The organism is Enterobacter sp. AC1 (genome assembly GCF_050434705.1).
GTDB lineage: Bacteria > Pseudomonadota > Gammaproteobacteria > Enterobacterales > Enterobacteriaceae > Enterobacter > Enterobacter cloacae_L.
In genome coordinates this window covers 15,306-29,673 of the sequence record NZ_JBNDIZ010000008.1, presented here as the reverse complement: position 1 = coordinate 29,673, position 14,368 = coordinate 15,306, and the positions used below count along the sequence as shown (strand labels likewise).

26 protein-coding genes are annotated in these 14,368 nt (G+C 50.5%); 25 read left to right on the top strand and 1 reads right to left on the bottom strand.

Features of this window, described 5'->3' with window-relative positions; all coding sequences use genetic code 11:
* The first annotated feature begins 72 nt into the window (after window positions 1-72).
* The 4 genes from fusA to bfr all read left to right on the top strand — a co-directional run bounded on the left by fusA (window position 73) and on the right by bfr (window position 4,364).
* Window positions 73-2,187, top strand: coding sequence for an elongation factor G (gene fusA / locus M2433_RS19655; protein WP_032662329.1), 2,115 nt, complete (start codon window positions 73-75; stop codon window positions 2,185-2,187).
* 69 nt (window positions 2,188-2,256) lie between these two features.
* The gene (gene tuf, locus M2433_RS19650) at window positions 2,257-3,441 is read left to right on the top strand and encodes an elongation factor Tu (protein WP_014068448.1); all 1,185 of its coding nucleotides are present in this window, start codon (window positions 2,257-2,259) and stop codon (window positions 3,439-3,441) included.
* A 179-nt stretch (window positions 3,442-3,620) separates the two neighbouring features.
* Window positions 3,621-3,815: a bacterioferritin-associated ferredoxin gene (bfd, locus tag M2433_RS19645; protein ID WP_008503493.1), complete on the top strand. Its 195-nt coding sequence runs from the start codon at window positions 3,621-3,623 to the stop codon at window positions 3,813-3,815.
* 72 nt (window positions 3,816-3,887) lie between these two features.
* Window positions 3,888-4,364, top strand: coding sequence for a bacterioferritin (gene bfr / locus M2433_RS19640; RefSeq protein ID WP_008503492.1), 477 nt, complete (start codon window positions 3,888-3,890; stop codon window positions 4,362-4,364).
* On the opposite strand, the gene M2433_RS19635 is transcribed toward bfr, so the two are convergent.
* A complete protein-coding gene (locus M2433_RS19635; RefSeq protein ID WP_429056617.1) occupies window positions 4,348-4,821 on the bottom strand; it encodes a prepilin peptidase in 474 nt (157 codons plus the stop codon). The two genes, bfr and M2433_RS19635, sit on opposite strands and share 17 nt — an antisense overlap.
* A gap of 380 nt (window positions 4,822-5,201) precedes the next feature.
* Between M2433_RS19635 and rpsJ the strand changes: the two genes are divergently transcribed.
* From rpsJ to rplO, 21 genes are all read left to right on the top strand, one after another.
* Window positions 5,202-5,513 carry a 30S ribosomal protein S10 gene (gene rpsJ / locus M2433_RS19630; RefSeq protein WP_001181005.1) on the top strand — a complete coding sequence of 104 codons (312 nt, stop codon included), beginning with the start codon at window positions 5,202-5,204 and terminating at the stop codon, window positions 5,511-5,513.
* Window positions 5,514-5,545: 32 nt separating this feature from the next.
* Window positions 5,546-6,175: a 50S ribosomal protein L3 gene (gene rplC, locus M2433_RS19625; RefSeq protein ID WP_006178923.1), complete on the top strand. Its 630-nt coding sequence runs from the start codon at window positions 5,546-5,548 to the stop codon at window positions 6,173-6,175.
* Window positions 6,176-6,185: 10 nt separating this feature from the next.
* Window positions 6,186-6,791, top strand: a complete 606-nt coding sequence (gene rplD / locus M2433_RS19620) for a 50S ribosomal protein L4 (protein WP_003031119.1) — start codon at window positions 6,186-6,188, stop codon at window positions 6,789-6,791.
* Complete coding sequence (gene rplW, locus M2433_RS19615) at window positions 6,788-7,090, top strand: 50S ribosomal protein L23 (protein WP_000617546.1); 303 nt, start codon at window positions 6,788-6,790, stop codon at window positions 7,088-7,090. Before rplD ends, rplW begins: the two co-directional genes overlap by 4 nt.
* A gap of 17 nt (window positions 7,091-7,107) precedes the next feature.
* Window positions 7,108-7,929, top strand: coding sequence for a 50S ribosomal protein L2 (gene rplB, locus M2433_RS19610; protein WP_000301859.1), 822 nt, complete (start codon window positions 7,108-7,110; stop codon window positions 7,927-7,929).
* A 16-nt stretch (window positions 7,930-7,945) separates the two neighbouring features.
* Window positions 7,946-8,224 (top strand): 30S ribosomal protein S19, encoded by a 279-nt coding sequence (gene rpsS, locus M2433_RS19605; RefSeq protein WP_001138117.1) that lies wholly within the window; start codon window positions 7,946-7,948, stop codon window positions 8,222-8,224.
* Between the two features lie 14 nt (window positions 8,225-8,238).
* The gene (gene rplV / locus M2433_RS19600; RefSeq protein ID WP_002919773.1) at window positions 8,239-8,571 is read left to right on the top strand and encodes a 50S ribosomal protein L22; all 333 of its coding nucleotides are present in this window, start codon (window positions 8,239-8,241) and stop codon (window positions 8,569-8,571) included.
* Window positions 8,572-8,588: 17 nt separating this feature from the next.
* On the top strand, window positions 8,589-9,290 hold the full coding sequence (gene rpsC / locus M2433_RS19595; protein ID WP_000529945.1) for a 30S ribosomal protein S3: 702 nt from the start codon (window positions 8,589-8,591) through the stop codon (window positions 9,288-9,290).
* A 12-nt stretch (window positions 9,291-9,302) separates the two neighbouring features.
* Window positions 9,303-9,713 carry a 50S ribosomal protein L16 gene (gene rplP / locus M2433_RS19590; RefSeq protein WP_002919759.1) on the top strand — a complete coding sequence of 137 codons (411 nt, stop codon included), beginning with the start codon at window positions 9,303-9,305 and terminating at the stop codon, window positions 9,711-9,713.
* Window positions 9,713-9,904, top strand: coding sequence for a 50S ribosomal protein L29 (gene rpmC, locus M2433_RS19585; protein WP_003863282.1), 192 nt, complete (start codon window positions 9,713-9,715; stop codon window positions 9,902-9,904). Before rplP ends, rpmC begins: the two co-directional genes overlap by 1 nt.
* Window positions 9,904-10,158 carry a 30S ribosomal protein S17 gene (gene rpsQ / locus M2433_RS19580; RefSeq protein WP_008503489.1) on the top strand — a complete coding sequence of 85 codons (255 nt, stop codon included), beginning with the start codon at window positions 9,904-9,906 and terminating at the stop codon, window positions 10,156-10,158. Before rpmC ends, rpsQ begins: the two co-directional genes overlap by 1 nt.
* Before the next feature lie 166 nt (window positions 10,159-10,324).
* The gene (gene rplN, locus M2433_RS19575; RefSeq protein ID WP_002919748.1) at window positions 10,325-10,696 is read left to right on the top strand and encodes a 50S ribosomal protein L14; all 372 of its coding nucleotides are present in this window, start codon (window positions 10,325-10,327) and stop codon (window positions 10,694-10,696) included.
* 10 nt (window positions 10,697-10,706) lie between these two features.
* Window positions 10,707-11,021, top strand: coding sequence for a 50S ribosomal protein L24 (rplX, locus tag M2433_RS19570; RefSeq protein WP_003863287.1), 315 nt, complete (start codon window positions 10,707-10,709; stop codon window positions 11,019-11,021).
* A gap of 14 nt (window positions 11,022-11,035) precedes the next feature.
* Window positions 11,036-11,575, top strand: a complete 540-nt coding sequence (gene rplE / locus M2433_RS19565; RefSeq protein WP_001096206.1) for a 50S ribosomal protein L5 — start codon at window positions 11,036-11,038, stop codon at window positions 11,573-11,575.
* Between the two features lie 14 nt (window positions 11,576-11,589).
* Window positions 11,590-11,895 (top strand): 30S ribosomal protein S14, encoded by a 306-nt coding sequence (rpsN, locus tag M2433_RS19560; RefSeq protein ID WP_003863291.1) that lies wholly within the window; start codon window positions 11,590-11,592, stop codon window positions 11,893-11,895.
* 30 nt (window positions 11,896-11,925) lie between these two features.
* On the top strand, window positions 11,926-12,318 hold the full coding sequence (gene rpsH, locus M2433_RS19555; protein WP_006178918.1) for a 30S ribosomal protein S8: 393 nt from the start codon (window positions 11,926-11,928) through the stop codon (window positions 12,316-12,318).
* Between the two features lie 12 nt (window positions 12,319-12,330).
* A complete protein-coding gene (gene rplF / locus M2433_RS19550; protein ID WP_003863296.1) occupies window positions 12,331-12,864 on the top strand; it encodes a 50S ribosomal protein L6 in 534 nt (177 codons plus the stop codon).
* Between the two features lie 9 nt (window positions 12,865-12,873).
* Window positions 12,874-13,227, top strand: coding sequence for a 50S ribosomal protein L18 (rplR, locus tag M2433_RS19545; protein WP_003863297.1), 354 nt, complete (start codon window positions 12,874-12,876; stop codon window positions 13,225-13,227).
* Between the two features lie 14 nt (window positions 13,228-13,241).
* Entirely contained in the window at window positions 13,242-13,742 is a 501-nt protein-coding gene (gene rpsE, locus M2433_RS19540; RefSeq protein ID WP_003863299.1) for a 30S ribosomal protein S5, read from the top strand.
* A 6-nt stretch (window positions 13,743-13,748) separates the two neighbouring features.
* Window positions 13,749-13,928: a 50S ribosomal protein L30 gene (gene rpmD / locus M2433_RS19535; protein WP_003863301.1), complete on the top strand. Its 180-nt coding sequence runs from the start codon at window positions 13,749-13,751 to the stop codon at window positions 13,926-13,928.
* A gap of 3 nt (window positions 13,929-13,931) precedes the next feature.
* Window positions 13,932-14,366 (top strand): 50S ribosomal protein L15, encoded by a 435-nt coding sequence (gene rplO, locus M2433_RS19530; protein ID WP_003863304.1) that lies wholly within the window; start codon window positions 13,932-13,934, stop codon window positions 14,364-14,366.
* Window positions 14,367-14,368: the final 2 nt, after the last annotated feature.

Sequence of the window (14,368 nt, the reverse complement as noted above, 5' to 3'; positions counted from 1 at the left end):
GCGGGCGCTTCAGAGAAGCCGCCCGCTCTGGGTAACTTAACTGAACGCCTAAAGATATAAACGAGGAATCAAATGGCTCGTACAACACCCATCGCACGCTACCGTAACATCGGTATCAGTGCGCACATCGACGCCGGTAAAACCACTACTACCGAACGTATTCTGTTCTACACCGGTGTAAACCACAAAATCGGTGAAGTTCATGACGGCGCAGCCACCATGGACTGGATGGAACAGGAGCAGGAGCGTGGTATTACTATCACCTCCGCAGCGACTACTGCATTCTGGTCAGGTATGGCTAAGCAGTACGAACCGCATCGCGTAAACATCATCGACACCCCAGGCCACGTTGACTTCACCATCGAAGTAGAACGTTCCATGCGTGTTCTTGACGGCGCGGTAATGGTTTATTGCGCAGTTGGTGGTGTTCAGCCACAGTCTGAGACCGTATGGCGTCAGGCGAACAAATATAAAGTTCCACGCATCGCGTTCGTTAACAAAATGGACCGTATGGGTGCTAACTTCCTGAAAGTTGTTGGTCAGATCAAAACCCGTCTGGGCGCGAACCCTGTTCCGCTGCAGCTGGCAATTGGTGCTGAAGAAGGCTTCACCGGCGTTATCGACCTGGTGAAAATGAAAGCCATCAACTGGAACGATGCAGACCAGGGCGTTACCTTCGAATACGAAGATATCCCGGCTGAAATGCAGGACCTGGCTGACGAATGGCACCAGAACCTGATCGAATCCGCTGCTGAAGCTTCTGAAGAGCTGATGGAGAAATACCTGGGTGGTGAAGAACTGACTGAAGAAGAGATCAAAAAAGCTCTGCGTCAGCGCGTTCTGAACAACGAAATCATCCTGGTAACCTGTGGTTCTGCGTTCAAGAACAAAGGTGTTCAGGCAATGCTGGATGCGGTAGTTGATTACCTGCCATCCCCTGTTGACGTTCCTGCGATCAACGGCATCCTGGACGACGGTAAAGATACTCCAGCAGAGCGTCACGCAAGCGACGAAGAGCCATTCTCTGCACTGGCGTTCAAAATCGCTACCGACCCATTCGTGGGTAACCTGACCTTCTTCCGCGTTTACTCTGGTGTGGTTAACTCCGGTGACACCATCCTGAACTCCGTGAAAGCGGCGCGTGAACGTTTTGGCCGTATCGTACAGATGCACGCTAACAAACGTGAAGAGATCAAAGAAGTTCGTGCGGGCGACATCGCTGCAGCTATCGGTCTGAAAGACGTGACCACTGGTGACACCCTGTGTGACCCGGATCACCCGATCATTCTGGAGCGTATGGAATTCCCTGAGCCGGTAATCTCCATCGCGGTTGAACCAAAAACCAAAGCTGACCAGGAAAAAATGGGTCTGGCTCTGGGCCGTCTGGCGAAAGAAGACCCATCATTCCGCGTATGGACTGATGAAGAATCTAACCAGACCATCATCGCTGGTATGGGTGAACTGCACCTGGACATCATCGTTGACCGTATGAAGCGTGAATTCAACGTTGAAGCGAACGTGGGTAAACCTCAGGTTGCTTACCGCGAAGCGATTCGTGCGAAAGTTACCGATGTTGAAGGTAAACACGCTAAGCAGTCTGGTGGTCGCGGTCAGTACGGTCACGTTGTGATCGACATGTACCCACTGGAGCCGGGCTCTAACCCTAAAGGTTACGAGTTCATCAACGACATCAAAGGTGGTGTAATTCCTGGCGAATACATCCCAGCCGTTGATAAAGGCATTCAGGAACAGCTGAAAGCGGGCCCTCTGGCTGGCTATCCGGTTGTTGACATGGGTGTTCGTCTGCACTTCGGTTCTTACCACGACGTTGACTCCTCTGAACTGGCGTTTAAACTGGCTGCGTCTATTGCCTTTAAAGAAGGCTTTAAGAAAGCAAAACCAGTTCTGCTTGAGCCAATCATGAAGGTTGAAGTAGAAACTCCTGAAGAGAACACCGGTGACGTTATCGGTGACTTGAGCCGTCGTCGCGGTATGCTGCGTGGTCAGGAATCCGAAGTAACTGGCGTTAAGATCCACGCTGAAGTTCCGCTGTCTGAAATGTTCGGATATGCAACTCAGCTGCGTTCTCTGACCAAAGGTCGTGCATCATACACCATGGAATTCCTGAAGTATGATGATGCGCCTAACAACGTTGCTCAGGCCGTTATTGAAGCCCGTGGTAAGTAATCCACAGGATTAAAACCTAAGTCCCGTGCTCTCTCCAGAGGGGAGAGCACTATAGTAAGGAATATAGCCGTGTCTAAAGAAAAATTTGAACGTACAAAACCGCACGTCAACGTTGGTACTATCGGCCACGTTGACCATGGTAAAACTACCCTGACTGCTGCAATCACTACCGTTCTGGCAAAAACCTACGGTGGTTCTGCTCGTGCATTCGACCAGATCGATAACGCACCAGAAGAAAAAGCTCGTGGTATCACCATCAACACTTCCCACGTTGAATATGACACCCCGACTCGCCACTACGCACACGTAGACTGCCCAGGCCACGCCGACTATGTTAAAAACATGATCACCGGTGCTGCGCAGATGGACGGCGCGATCCTGGTTGTTGCTGCGACTGACGGCCCAATGCCTCAGACTCGTGAGCACATCCTGCTGGGTCGTCAGGTAGGCGTTCCTTTCATCATCGTGTTCCTGAACAAATGCGACATGGTTGATGACGAAGAGCTGCTGGAACTGGTAGAGATGGAAGTTCGTGAACTGCTGTCTCAGTACGACTTCCCAGGCGACGATACCCCAATCGTTCGTGGTTCTGCTCTGAAAGCGCTGGAAGGCGAAGCAGAGTGGGAAGCGAAAATCATCGAACTGGCTGGCTTCCTGGATTCTTACATCCCAGAACCAGAGCGTGCGATTGACAAGCCATTCCTGCTGCCAATCGAAGACGTATTCTCCATCTCCGGTCGTGGTACCGTTGTTACCGGTCGTGTAGAGCGCGGTATCATCAAAGTTGGTGAAGAAGTTGAAATCGTTGGTATCAAAGAGACTGCTAAGTCTACCTGTACTGGCGTTGAAATGTTCCGCAAACTGCTGGACGAAGGCCGTGCTGGTGAGAACGTTGGTGTTCTGCTGCGTGGTATCAAACGTGAAGAAATCGAACGTGGTCAGGTACTGGCGAAGCCAGGCTCAATCAAGCCACACACCAAGTTCGAATCTGAAGTGTACATCCTGTCCAAAGACGAAGGCGGCCGTCATACTCCGTTCTTCAAAGGCTACCGTCCACAGTTCTACTTCCGTACAACTGACGTGACCGGTACCATCGAACTGCCAGAAGGCGTTGAGATGGTAATGCCAGGCGACAACATCAAGATGGTTGTGACTCTGATCCACCCAATCGCGATGGACGACGGTCTGCGTTTCGCAATCCGTGAAGGCGGCCGTACCGTTGGCGCGGGCGTTGTTGCTAAAGTTCTGGGCTAATTAATTATCCCCGAATAAAAAAAGGACGCTTCGGCGTCCTTTTTTGTTTTCTGTCGCTAAGGATTTGTCACAAAATTCCGCATTTTTTGCCCGCTCCCGCCCCGTATTCCGGCGCTTGTGCTATTGTAATCATAACCATTCTCACTTACACTTTGCGCATATTTTGAACGGGAGTCTCTATGTACGTTTGTTTATGTAATGGTGTAAGTGACAAAAAAATACGTCAGGCCGTTCGCCAGTTTCAACCTCAGTCATTTCAGCAGCTTCGCAAGTTTGTTCCGGTTGGAAATCAATGCGGTAAATGTGTACGTGCTGCGCGAGAGATCATGCAGGACGAATTGATGCAGATCCCGGAATACAAAGAGATCGCGTAAGCGCCTATCTTTTTTTTGACATCCCTGTAGCCCGATCTACGCTTCAATGAGTGGAAGCGGAGGGACTATATAATGAAAGGTGATGTTAAAATCATAAGTTATCTCAATAAATTATTGGGAAATGAGCTTGTCGCAATCAACCAGTACTTTCTTCACGCAAGAATGTTCAAAAACTGGGGACTTAAGCGTTTAAACGACGTTGAGTACCATGAGTCGATTGATGAAATGAAACACGCTGATAAATATATCGAGCGTATTTTATTCCTTGAAGGCATTCCTAACCTGCAGGATCTCGGAAAGCTGGGCATCGGAGAAGACGTCGAAGAGATGCTTCGTTCCGACCTTAGGCTGGAACTTGAAGGTGCCAAAGATCTCCGTGAAGCCATTGCCTATGCCGACAGCGTACATGACTACGTCAGCCGCGATATGATGATCCAGATCCTGGCCGATGAAGAAGGTCACATTGACTGGCTGGAAACGGAACTGGATCTGATTGCTAAAATCGGCCTGCAGAACTACCTACAGTCGCAGATCAAAGTGGAAGAGTAACCACCGTCTTCCAGCCTACGCATAAACCCGCTGCCGCCAGAAATGGCCCAAAAGGCAGTGGGTTTTTTAATGCCCCTTTATCAGGCGTGAGAAACGAAAATACAAGAATGCTAAGTAGCGCCATAAGCGCAGCGAGTAACGCCAGCGAGGGCAGCATGCACCAGCCATGCCATGCACCAAGCGCCGCCAGGTATTTTACATCGCCATATCCCATCCCTTCACGCCGGCAGATAAACCGATACCCCCAATAAATAATGGCAAAGCCGATATATCCAGCCATCGCACCTACTACCGCACTCGGCAAAAAATCAGGGTGGACACAGAGCTGAAAGAGCAGGCCCGTCCATAGCAGCGGGCAGAGAAATTTATCGGGAAGCAGTCCGTAGCGAATATCTGCACGGACAAGAAAGGTAGTCAGCGAAAAATAGACCAGCAAAAAGGGGAGGGTGGTTAACATGGAAAAGGCCTCAAAAGGGTTTGAGCGCATACTCGTTATAATCGGCCTGGCCGGCAATCCAGAAAAACGACAATTGCGTAGGGGCTCCAGACAAAGCATTGAGAAGGGATACATTGCGTAAAAAGTTGTGCGCCTTTACGCATACTGCGCCTCAGGCGCTTAATTTCTAAACGGCACTTGCGTCTTGCCCAGATTTACGTATAATGCGCGGGCTTGTCGTAATTGACGGCGGGTTCAATCAGAACCAGAGTAGCTCATTTTGTTACTCAACAATGCTCCCAATTGGGGGGCTACGTAAGAACGGTTACACTCTCCCATCAATCGTAATGGGTTTGAGGAGTAATCATTTTCGTTTATAAAATAATTGGAGCTCTGGTCTCATGCAGAACCAAAGAATCCGTATCCGCCTTAAAGCGTTTGATCATCGTCTGATCGATCAATCAACCGCGGAAATCGTCGAGACTGCTAAGCGCACTGGTGCGCAAGTCCGTGGTCCGATCCCGCTGCCGACCCGCAAAGAGCGCTTCACCGTTCTGATCTCCCCGCACGTCAACAAAGACGCGCGCGATCAGTACGAAATCCGCACTCACAAGCGTCTGGTTGACATCGTTGAGCCAACTGAGAAAACCGTTGATGCTCTGATGCGTCTGGATCTGGCTGCCGGTGTAGACGTGCAGATCAGCCTGGGTTAATCAGGTCATCGAGCGATTGAGAGGTTGATACAATGATTGGTTTAGTCGGTAAAAAAGTGGGCATGACCCGCATCTTCACTGAAGATGGCGTTTCTATCCCAGTAACCGTAATCGAAGTTGAAGCAAACCGCGTTACTCAGGTTAAAGATCTGGCTAACGATGGCTACCGCGCTGTTCAGGTGACCACTGGTGCTAAAAAAGCTAACCGTGTAACCAAACCAGAAGCGGGTCACTTCGCTAAAGCTGGCGTAGAAGCTGGCCGTGGTCTGTGGGAATTCCGTCTTGCTGAAGGCGAAGAGTTCACTGTAGGTCAGGACATTAGCGTTGAGCTGTTTGCTGACGTTAAAAAAGTTGACGTAACCGGTACCTCTAAAGGTAAAGGTTTTGCTGGTACCGTTAAGCGCTGGAACTTCCGTACCCAGGACGCTACTCACGGTAACTCCTTGTCTCACCGCGTTCCGGGTTCTATCGGTCAGAACCAGACTCCGGGCAAAGTGTTCAAAGGCAAGAAAATGGCAGGTCAGCTGGGTAACGAACGTGTGACCGTTCAGAGCCTGGACGTAGTACGTGTTGACGCTGAGCGCAACCTGCTGCTGGTTAAAGGTGCAGTTCCGGGTGCAACCGGTAGCGACCTGATCGTTAAACCAGCTGTGAAGGCGTAAGGGGATAGCAATGGAATTAGTATTGAAAGACGCGCAGAGCGCGCTGACTGTTTCCGAAACTACCTTCGGTCGTGATTTCAACGAAGCGCTGGTTCACCAGGTTGTTGTTGCTTATGCAGCTGGTGCTCGTCAGGGTACTCGTGCTCAGAAGACTCGTGCTGAAGTAACTGGTTCTGGCAAAAAGCCATGGCGCCAGAAAGGTACCGGCCGTGCGCGTTCAGGTTCTATCAAGAGCCCGATCTGGCGTTCAGGTGGCGTGACCTTCGCTGCGCGTCCACAGGACCACAGTCAAAAAGTTAACAAAAAGATGTACCGCGGCGCGCTGAAAAGCATTCTGTCCGAACTGGTACGTCAGGATCGTCTGATCGTTGTCGAATCATTCTCTGTAGAAGCGCCTAAAACTAAGCTGCTGGCACAGAAACTGAAAGACATGGCTCTGGAAGATGTGCTGATCATCACCGGTGAGCTGGACGAGAACCTGTTCCTGGCCGCACGTAACCTGCACAAGGTTGACGTACGCGACGCGACTGGTATCGACCCGGTTAGCCTGATCGCCTTCGACAAAGTCGTAATGACTGCTGATGCTGTTAAGCAAGTTGAGGAGATGCTGGCATGATTCGTGAAGAACGTCTGCTGAAGGTGCTTCGCGCACCGCACGTTTCTGAAAAAGCGTCTACTGCGATGGAAAAAACAAACACCATCGTTCTCAAAGTTGCTAAAGACGCGACCAAAGCAGAGATCAAAGCTGCTGTGCAGAAACTGTTTGAAGTCGAAGTCGAAGTCGTTAACACCCTGGTAGTTAAAGGGAAAGTTAAACGTCACGGACAGCGTATCGGTCGTCGTAGCGACTGGAAAAAAGCTTACGTCACCCTGAAAGAAGGCCAGAATCTGGACTTCGTTGGCGGCGCTGAGTAAGTCGGAGGAGTAATACAATGGCAGTTGTTAAATGTAAACCGACATCTCCGGGTCGTCGCCACGTAGTTAAAGTGGTTAACCCTGAGCTGCACAAGGGCAAACCTTTTGCTCCGTTGCTGGAAAAAAACAGCAAATCCGGTGGTCGTAACAACAATGGCCGTATCACCACTCGTCACATCGGTGGTGGCCACAAGCAGGCTTATCGTATTGTTGACTTCAAACGCAACAAAGACGGTATCCCAGCAGTTGTTGAACGTCTTGAGTACGATCCGAACCGTTCCGCGAACATCGCGCTGGTTCTGTACAAAGACGGCGAACGCCGTTACATCCTGGCCCCTAAAGGCCTGAAAGCTGGCGACCAGATTCAGTCTGGCGTTGATGCTGCAATCAAAGCAGGCAACACCCTGCCGATGCGCAATATCCCGGTTGGTTCTACCGTTCATAACGTAGAAATGAAACCAGGTAAAGGCGGTCAGCTGGCGCGTTCCGCTGGTACTTACGTTCAGATCGTTGCTCGTGACGGTGCTTATGTCACCCTGCGTCTGCGTTCTGGTGAAATGCGTAAAGTCGAAGCAGACTGCCGCGCTACTCTGGGCGAAGTTGGCAATGCTGAGCATATGCTGCGCGTTCTGGGTAAAGCAGGTGCTGCACGCTGGCGTGGTGTTCGTCCTACCGTTCGCGGTACTGCGATGAACCCAGTCGATCACCCACATGGTGGTGGTGAAGGTCGTAACTTTGGTAAGCACCCGGTAACTCCGTGGGGCGTTCAGACCAAAGGTAAGAAGACCCGCAGCAACAAGCGTACTGATAAATTTATCGTACGTCGCCGTAGCAAATAATTTTAGAGGATAAGCCATGCCACGTTCTCTCAAGAAAGGTCCTTTTATTGACCTGCACTTGCTGAAGAAGGTAGAGAAAGCGGTGGAAAGCGGAGACAAGAAGCCCCTGCGCACTTGGTCCCGTCGTTCAACGATCTTTCCTAACATGATCGGTTTGACCATCGCTGTCCATAATGGTCGTCAGCACGTTCCAGTCTTTGTTACCGACGAAATGGTTGGTCACAAACTGGGTGAATTCGCACCGACTCGTACTTATCGCGGCCACGCTGCTGATAAAAAAGCGAAGAAGAAATAAGGTAGGAGGAAGAGATGGAAACTTTAGCTCAACATCGCCATGCTCGTTCTTCTGCTCAGAAGGTTCGCCTTGTTGCTGACCTGATTCGCGGTAAGAAAGTGTCGCAGGCCCTGGACATCCTGACCTATACCAACAAGAAAGCTGCGGTATTGGTCAAGAAAGTACTGGAATCTGCCATTGCTAACGCTGAACACAACGATGGCGCTGACATCGACGATCTGAAAGTCGCGAAAATTTTCGTAGATGAAGGCCCAAGCATGAAGCGCATTATGCCGCGTGCGAAAGGTCGTGCAGATCGCATCCTGAAGCGCACCAGCCACATTACTGTGGTTGTGTCCGATCGCTGAGACTCTGGAGACTAGCAATGGGTCAGAAAGTACATCCTAATGGTATTCGCCTGGGTATTGTAAAACCATGGAACTCTACCTGGTTTGCGAACACCAAAGAATTCGCTGACAACCTGGACAGCGATTTTAAAGTACGTCAGTACCTGACTAAGGAACTGGCTAAAGCGTCTGTATCTCGTATCGTTATCGAGCGTCCAGCTAAGAGCATCCGTGTGACTATTCACACTGCTCGCCCTGGCATCGTTATCGGTAAGAAAGGCGAAGACGTAGAAAAACTGCGCAAGGTCGTAGCGGATATCGCTGGCGTTCCTGCACAGATCAATATCGCTGAAGTTCGTAAGCCTGAACTGGACGCTAAATTGGTTGCTGACAGCATCACTTCTCAGCTGGAACGTCGCGTTATGTTCCGTCGTGCTATGAAGCGTGCTGTACAGAACGCAATGCGTCTGGGCGCTAAAGGTATCAAAGTTGAAGTTAGCGGCCGTCTGGGCGGCGCGGAAATCGCACGTACCGAATGGTACCGCGAAGGTCGCGTACCGCTGCACACTCTGCGTGCTGACATTGACTACAACACCTCTGAAGCGCACACCACTTACGGTGTAATCGGCGTTAAGGTATGGATCTTCAAAGGTGAGATCCTGGGTGGTATGGCTGCTGTTGAACAACCGGAAAAACCGGCTGCTCAACCTAAAAAGCAGCAGCGTAAAGGCCGTAAATAAGGAGCGTCGCTGATGTTACAACCAAAGCGTACAAAATTCCGTAAAGTGCACAAAGGCCGCAACCGTGGTCTGGCGCAGGGTACGGATGTTAGCTTCGGCACTTTCGGTCTGAAAGCTGTTGGCCGTGGTCGTCTGACTGCACGTCAGATCGAAGCAGCACGTCGTGCAATGACCCGTGCAGTTAAGCGTCAAGGTAAGATCTGGATCCGTGTATTCCCGGACAAACCGATCACCGAGAAGCCACTGGAAGTTCGTATGGGTAAAGGTAAAGGTAACGTGGAGTACTGGGTTGCCTTGATCCAACCGGGCAAAGTCCTTTATGAAATGGACGGTGTTCCGGAAGAGCTGGCCCGTGAAGCCTTCGGCCTGGCAGCAGCGAAACTGCCTATCAAAACCACCTTTGTAACTAAGACGGTGATGTAATGAAAGCAAAAGAGCTGCGTGAAAAAAGCGTTGAAGAGCTGAACGCTGAGCTGCTGAACCTGCTGCGTGAGCAGTTCAACCTGCGTATGCAGGCTGCAAGTGGCCAGCTGCAACAGACTCACCTGCTGAAGCAAGTGCGTCGCAATGTTGCACGCGTTAAGACTTTACTGACTCAGAAGGCGGGTGCGTAATGACCGATAAAATCCGTACTCTGCAAGGTCGTGTTGTTAGCGACAAAATGGAGAAATCCATTGTTGTAGCTATCGAACGTATTGTGAAACACCCGATCTACGGTAAATTCATCAAACGTACGACCAAACTGCACGTACATGACGAGAACAACGAATGTGGTATCGGCGACAAGGTTGAAATCCGTGAATGCCGTCCACTGTCCAAGACTAAGTCCTGGACGCTGGTTCGCGTTGTAGAGAAAGCGGTTCTGTAATACAGTACGCATTCTCAATACGAATAAACGGCTCAGCGATGAGCCGTTTATTTTTTCTACCCATATTGCAGAAGCGGTGTTATAATGCCGCGCCCTCGATATGGGGCTTTTTAACGGCTCTGATTTTAGAGTCTCAGGTAGTAGTTGACATTAGCGGAGCACTAAAATGATCCAAGAACAGACTATGCTGAACGTCGCCGACAACTCCGGTGCACGTCGCGTAATGTGTATCAAGGTTCTGGGTGGCTCGCACCGTCGCTACGCAGGCGTAGGCGACATCATCAAGATCACCATCAAGGAAGCAATTCCACGTGGTAAGGTCAAAAAAGGTGATGTGCTGAAGGCGGTAGTGGTGCGCACCAAGAAGGGTGTTCGTCGCCCTGACGGTTCTGTCATTCGCTTCGATGGTAATGCATGCGTTATTTTAAACAATAACAGCGAGCAGCCTATCGGCACGCGTATCTTTGGGCCGGTAACTCGTGAACTTCGTACTGAGAAGTTCATGAAAATTATCTCTCTGGCACCAGAAGTACTCTAAGGAGCGAATCATGGCAGCGAAAATCCGTCGTGATGACGAAGTTATCGTGTTAACCGGTAAAGATAAAGGTAAACGCGGTAAAGTAAAAAATGTTCTGTCTTCCGGCAAACTCGTCGTTGAAGGTATCAACCTGGTTAAGAAACATCAGAAGCCGGTTCCGGCCCTGAACCAACCAGGCGGCATCGTTGAAAAAGAAGCTGCTATTCAGGTTTCTAACGTTGCAATCTTCAATGCGGCTACCGGCAAGGCTGACCGTGTAGGCTTTAGATTCGAAGACGGCAAAAAAGTCCGTTTCTTCAAGTCTAACAGCGAAACTATCAAGTAATTTGGAGTAGTACGATGGCGAAACTGCATGATTACTACAAAGACGAAGTAGTTAACAAACTCATGACTGAGTTTAACTACAATTCTGTCATGCAAGTCCCTCGGGTCGAGAAGATCACCCTGAACATGGGTGTTGGTGAAGCGATCGCTGACAAGAAACTGCTGGATAACGCAGCAGCTGACCTGACAGCAATCTCCGGTCAAAAACCGCTGATCACCAAAGCACGCAAATCAGTTGCAGGCTTCAAAATCCGTCAGGGCTATCCGATCGGCTGTAAAGTAACTCTGCGTGGCGAACGCATGTGGGAGTTCTTTGAGCGTCTGATCACTATTGCTGTTCCACGTATCCGTGACTTCCGTGGCTTGTCCGCTAAGTCTTTCGACGGTCGTGGTAACTACAGCATGGGTGTCCGTGAGCAGATCATCTTCCCAGAAATCGACTACGATAAAGTCGACCGCGTGCGTGGTTTGGATATTACCATTACCACTACTGCGAAATCTGACGAAGAAGGCCGTGCTCTGCTGGCTGCCTTTGACTTCCCGTTCCGCAAGTAAGGTAGGGTTACTGAATGGCTAAGCAATCAATGAAAGCACGCGAAGTAAAGCGCGTAGCTTTAGCTGATAAATTCTTCGCTAAACGCGCTGAACTGAAAGCGATCATTTCTGATGTGAACGCTTCCGACGAAGATCGTTGGAATGCGGTTCTCAAGCTGCAGTCTCTGCCGCGTGATTCCAGCCCGTCTCGTCAGCGTAACCGCTGTCGTCAAACAGGTCGTCCACATGGTTATGTGGGCAAGTTTGGGTTGAGCCGTATCAAACTGCGTGAAGCCGCTATGCGCGGTGAAGTGCCAGGCTTGAAAAAGGCTAGCTGGTAATTACCAATTGAATCACGGGAGTAAAGACAGATGAGCATGCAAGATCCGATCGCGGATATGCTGACCCGTATCCGTAACGGTCAGGCCGCGAACAAAGTTGCGGTCACCATGCCTTCCGCCAAGCTGAAAGTGGCAATTGCCAACGTGCTGAAGGAAGAAGGTTTTATCGAAGATTTTAAAGTTGAAGGCGACACCAAGCCGGAACTGGAACTTACTCTCAAGTATTTCCAGGGTAAAGCTGTTGTAGAAAGCATTCAGCGTGTCAGCCGCCCAGGCCTGCGCATCTATAAGAAAAAAGATGAGCTGCCAAAAGTTATGGCTGGTCTTGGTATCGCAGTTGTTTCTACCTCTAAAGGTGTTATGACTGATCGTGCAGCGCGCCAGGCTGGTCTTGGTGGCGAAATTATCTGCTACGTAGCCTAATCGGAGGAAAGAATGTCTCGTGTTGCTAAAGCACCGGTCGTTATTCCTGCCGGCGTTGATGTAAAAATCGACGGTCAGGTTATTACGATCAAAGGTAAAAACGGCGAGCTGACTCGTACCCTCAACAAAGCTGTTGAAGTTAAACATGCAGATAACGCTCTGACCTTCGGTCCACGTGATGGTTTCGTGGATGGATGGGCTCAGGCTGGTACCGCGCGTGCCCTGCTGAACTCAATGGTTGTTGGTGTTACCGAAGGCTTCACTAAAAAGCTTCAGCTGGTTGGTGTAGGTTATCGTGCAGCTATCAAAGGGAATGCAGTAGGCCTGTCTCTGGGCTTCTCACACCCTGTTGAGCATCCGCTGCCGGCCGGTATCACTGCAGAATGTCCGACTCAAACTGAAATCGTGCTGAAAGGCGCTGATAAACAGCTGATCGGTCAGGTTGCAGCAGATCTGCGCGCCTACCGTCGTCCTGAGCCTTATAAAGGCAAGGGTGTTCGTTACGCCGACGAAGTCGTGCGTACCAAAGAGGCTAAGAAGAAGTAAGGTAACACTATGGATAAGAAATCTGCTCGTATCCGTCGTGCGACCCGCGCACGCCGCAAGCTCAAAGAGCTGGGTGCAACTCGCCTGGTGGTACATCGTACCCCGCGTCATATTTACGCACAGGTAATTGCACCGAACGGTTCTGAAGTTCTGGTAGCTGCTTCTACTGTAGAAAAAGCTATCTCAGAACAATTGAAGTACACCGGTAACAAAGACGCCGCTGCAGCTGTTGGTAAAGCTGTTGCTGAACGCGCTCTGGAAAAAGGCATCAGCAATGTTTCCTTTGACCGTTCCGGGTTCCAATATCATGGTCGTGTCCAGGCACTGGCAGATGCTGCCCGTGAAGCTGGCCTTCAGTTCTAAGGTAGAGGTGTAAGATGGCTCACATCGAAAAACAGGCTGGCGAACTGCAGGAAAAGCTGATCGCGGTAAACCGCGTATCTAAAACCGTTAAAGGTGGTCGTATTTTCTCCTTCACAGCTCTGACTGTAGTTGGTGATGGTAACGGTCGCGTTGGTTTTGGTTACGGTAAAGCGCGTGAAGTTCCAGCAGCGATCCAGAAAGCGATGGAAAAAGCCCGTCGCAATATGATTAACGTCGCGCTGAACAACGGCACCCTGCAGCACCCAGTTAAAGGTGTTCACACGGGTTCTCGTGTATTCATGCAGCCAGCTTCAGAAGGTACCGGTATCATCGCCGGTGGTGCAATGCGCGCCGTTCTGGAAGTTGCTGGGGTTCATAACGTTCTGGCCAAAGCATATGGTTCCACCAACCCGATTAACGTGGTTCGTGCAACTATTGATGGCCTGGAAAATATGAATTCTCCAGAAATGGTCGCTGCCAAGCGTGGTAAATCCGTTGAAGAAATTCTGGGGTAATTGACCATGGCAAAGACTATTAAAATCACTCAAACCCGCAGTGCAATCGGTCGTCTGCCGAAACACAAGGCAACGCTGCTTGGCCTGGGTCTGCGTCGTATTGGTCATACCGTTGAGCGCGAGGATACTCCTGCTGTTCGTGGTATGGTCAACGCGGTTTACTTCATGGTTAAAGTTGAGGAGTAAGAGATGCGTTTAAATACTCTGTCTCCGGCCGAAGGCTCTAAAAAGGCGGGTAAACGCCTGGGTCGTGGTATCGGTTCTGGCCTCGGCAAAACCGGTGGTCGTGGTCACAAAGGTCAGAACTCTCGTTCTGGCGGTGGCGTACGTCGCGGTTTCGAGGGTGGCCAGATGCCACTGTACCGTCGTCTGCCGAAGTTCGGCTTCACCTCTCGCAAAGCAGCGATCACAGCGGAAATCCGTCTGTCTGACCTGGCGAAAGTTGAAGGCGGCGTTGTAGACCTGAACACGCTGAAAGCAGCAAACATTATCGGTATCCAGATCGAGTTCGCGAAAGTGATCCTGGCTGGTGAAGTTTCTACTCCGGTAACTGTTCGTGGCCTGCGTGTTACTAAAGGTGCTCGTGCTGCTATCGAAGCTGCTGGCGGTAAAATTGAGGAATAAGT

What these genes read in the sequence shown, in the direction of transcription:
- fusA (WP_032662329.1), top strand. Translation starts at nt 73, where the DNA reads ATGGCTCGTACAACACCCATCGCACGCTACCGTAACATCGGTATCAGT.
- bfd (WP_008503493.1), top strand. Translation starts at nt 3,621, where the DNA reads ATGTACGTTTGTTTATGTAATGGTGTAAGTGACAAAAAAATACGTCAG.
- bfr (WP_008503492.1), top strand. Translation starts at nt 3,888, where the DNA reads ATGAAAGGTGATGTTAAAATCATAAGTTATCTCAATAAATTATTGGGA.
- M2433_RS19635 (WP_429056617.1), bottom strand. Translation starts at nt 4,821, where the DNA reads ATGTTAACCACCCTCCCCTTTTTGCTGGTCTATTTTTCGCTGACTACC.
- rpsJ (WP_001181005.1), top strand. Translation starts at nt 5,202, where the DNA reads ATGCAGAACCAAAGAATCCGTATCCGCCTTAAAGCGTTTGATCATCGT.
- rplC (WP_006178923.1), top strand. Translation starts at nt 5,546, where the DNA reads ATGATTGGTTTAGTCGGTAAAAAAGTGGGCATGACCCGCATCTTCACT.
- rplD (WP_003031119.1), top strand. Translation starts at nt 6,186, where the DNA reads ATGGAATTAGTATTGAAAGACGCGCAGAGCGCGCTGACTGTTTCCGAA.
- rplW (WP_000617546.1), top strand. Translation starts at nt 6,788, where the DNA reads ATGATTCGTGAAGAACGTCTGCTGAAGGTGCTTCGCGCACCGCACGTT.
- rplB (WP_000301859.1), top strand. Translation starts at nt 7,108, where the DNA reads ATGGCAGTTGTTAAATGTAAACCGACATCTCCGGGTCGTCGCCACGTA.
- rpsS (WP_001138117.1), top strand. Translation starts at nt 7,946, where the DNA reads ATGCCACGTTCTCTCAAGAAAGGTCCTTTTATTGACCTGCACTTGCTG.
- rplV (WP_002919773.1), top strand. Translation starts at nt 8,239, where the DNA reads ATGGAAACTTTAGCTCAACATCGCCATGCTCGTTCTTCTGCTCAGAAG.
- rpsC (WP_000529945.1), top strand. Translation starts at nt 8,589, where the DNA reads ATGGGTCAGAAAGTACATCCTAATGGTATTCGCCTGGGTATTGTAAAA.
- rplP (WP_002919759.1), top strand. Translation starts at nt 9,303, where the DNA reads ATGTTACAACCAAAGCGTACAAAATTCCGTAAAGTGCACAAAGGCCGC.
- rpmC (WP_003863282.1), top strand. Translation starts at nt 9,713, where the DNA reads ATGAAAGCAAAAGAGCTGCGTGAAAAAAGCGTTGAAGAGCTGAACGCT.
- rpsQ (WP_008503489.1), top strand. Translation starts at nt 9,904, where the DNA reads ATGACCGATAAAATCCGTACTCTGCAAGGTCGTGTTGTTAGCGACAAA.
- rplN (WP_002919748.1), top strand. Translation starts at nt 10,325, where the DNA reads ATGATCCAAGAACAGACTATGCTGAACGTCGCCGACAACTCCGGTGCA.
- rplX (WP_003863287.1), top strand. Translation starts at nt 10,707, where the DNA reads ATGGCAGCGAAAATCCGTCGTGATGACGAAGTTATCGTGTTAACCGGT.
- rplE (WP_001096206.1), top strand. Translation starts at nt 11,036, where the DNA reads ATGGCGAAACTGCATGATTACTACAAAGACGAAGTAGTTAACAAACTC.
- rpsN (WP_003863291.1), top strand. Translation starts at nt 11,590, where the DNA reads ATGGCTAAGCAATCAATGAAAGCACGCGAAGTAAAGCGCGTAGCTTTA.
- rpsH (WP_006178918.1), top strand. Translation starts at nt 11,926, where the DNA reads ATGAGCATGCAAGATCCGATCGCGGATATGCTGACCCGTATCCGTAAC.
- rplF (WP_003863296.1), top strand. Translation starts at nt 12,331, where the DNA reads ATGTCTCGTGTTGCTAAAGCACCGGTCGTTATTCCTGCCGGCGTTGAT.
- rplR (WP_003863297.1), top strand. Translation starts at nt 12,874, where the DNA reads ATGGATAAGAAATCTGCTCGTATCCGTCGTGCGACCCGCGCACGCCGC.
- rpsE (WP_003863299.1), top strand. Translation starts at nt 13,242, where the DNA reads ATGGCTCACATCGAAAAACAGGCTGGCGAACTGCAGGAAAAGCTGATC.
- rpmD (WP_003863301.1), top strand. Translation starts at nt 13,749, where the DNA reads ATGGCAAAGACTATTAAAATCACTCAAACCCGCAGTGCAATCGGTCGT.
- rplO (WP_003863304.1), top strand. Translation starts at nt 13,932, where the DNA reads ATGCGTTTAAATACTCTGTCTCCGGCCGAAGGCTCTAAAAAGGCGGGT.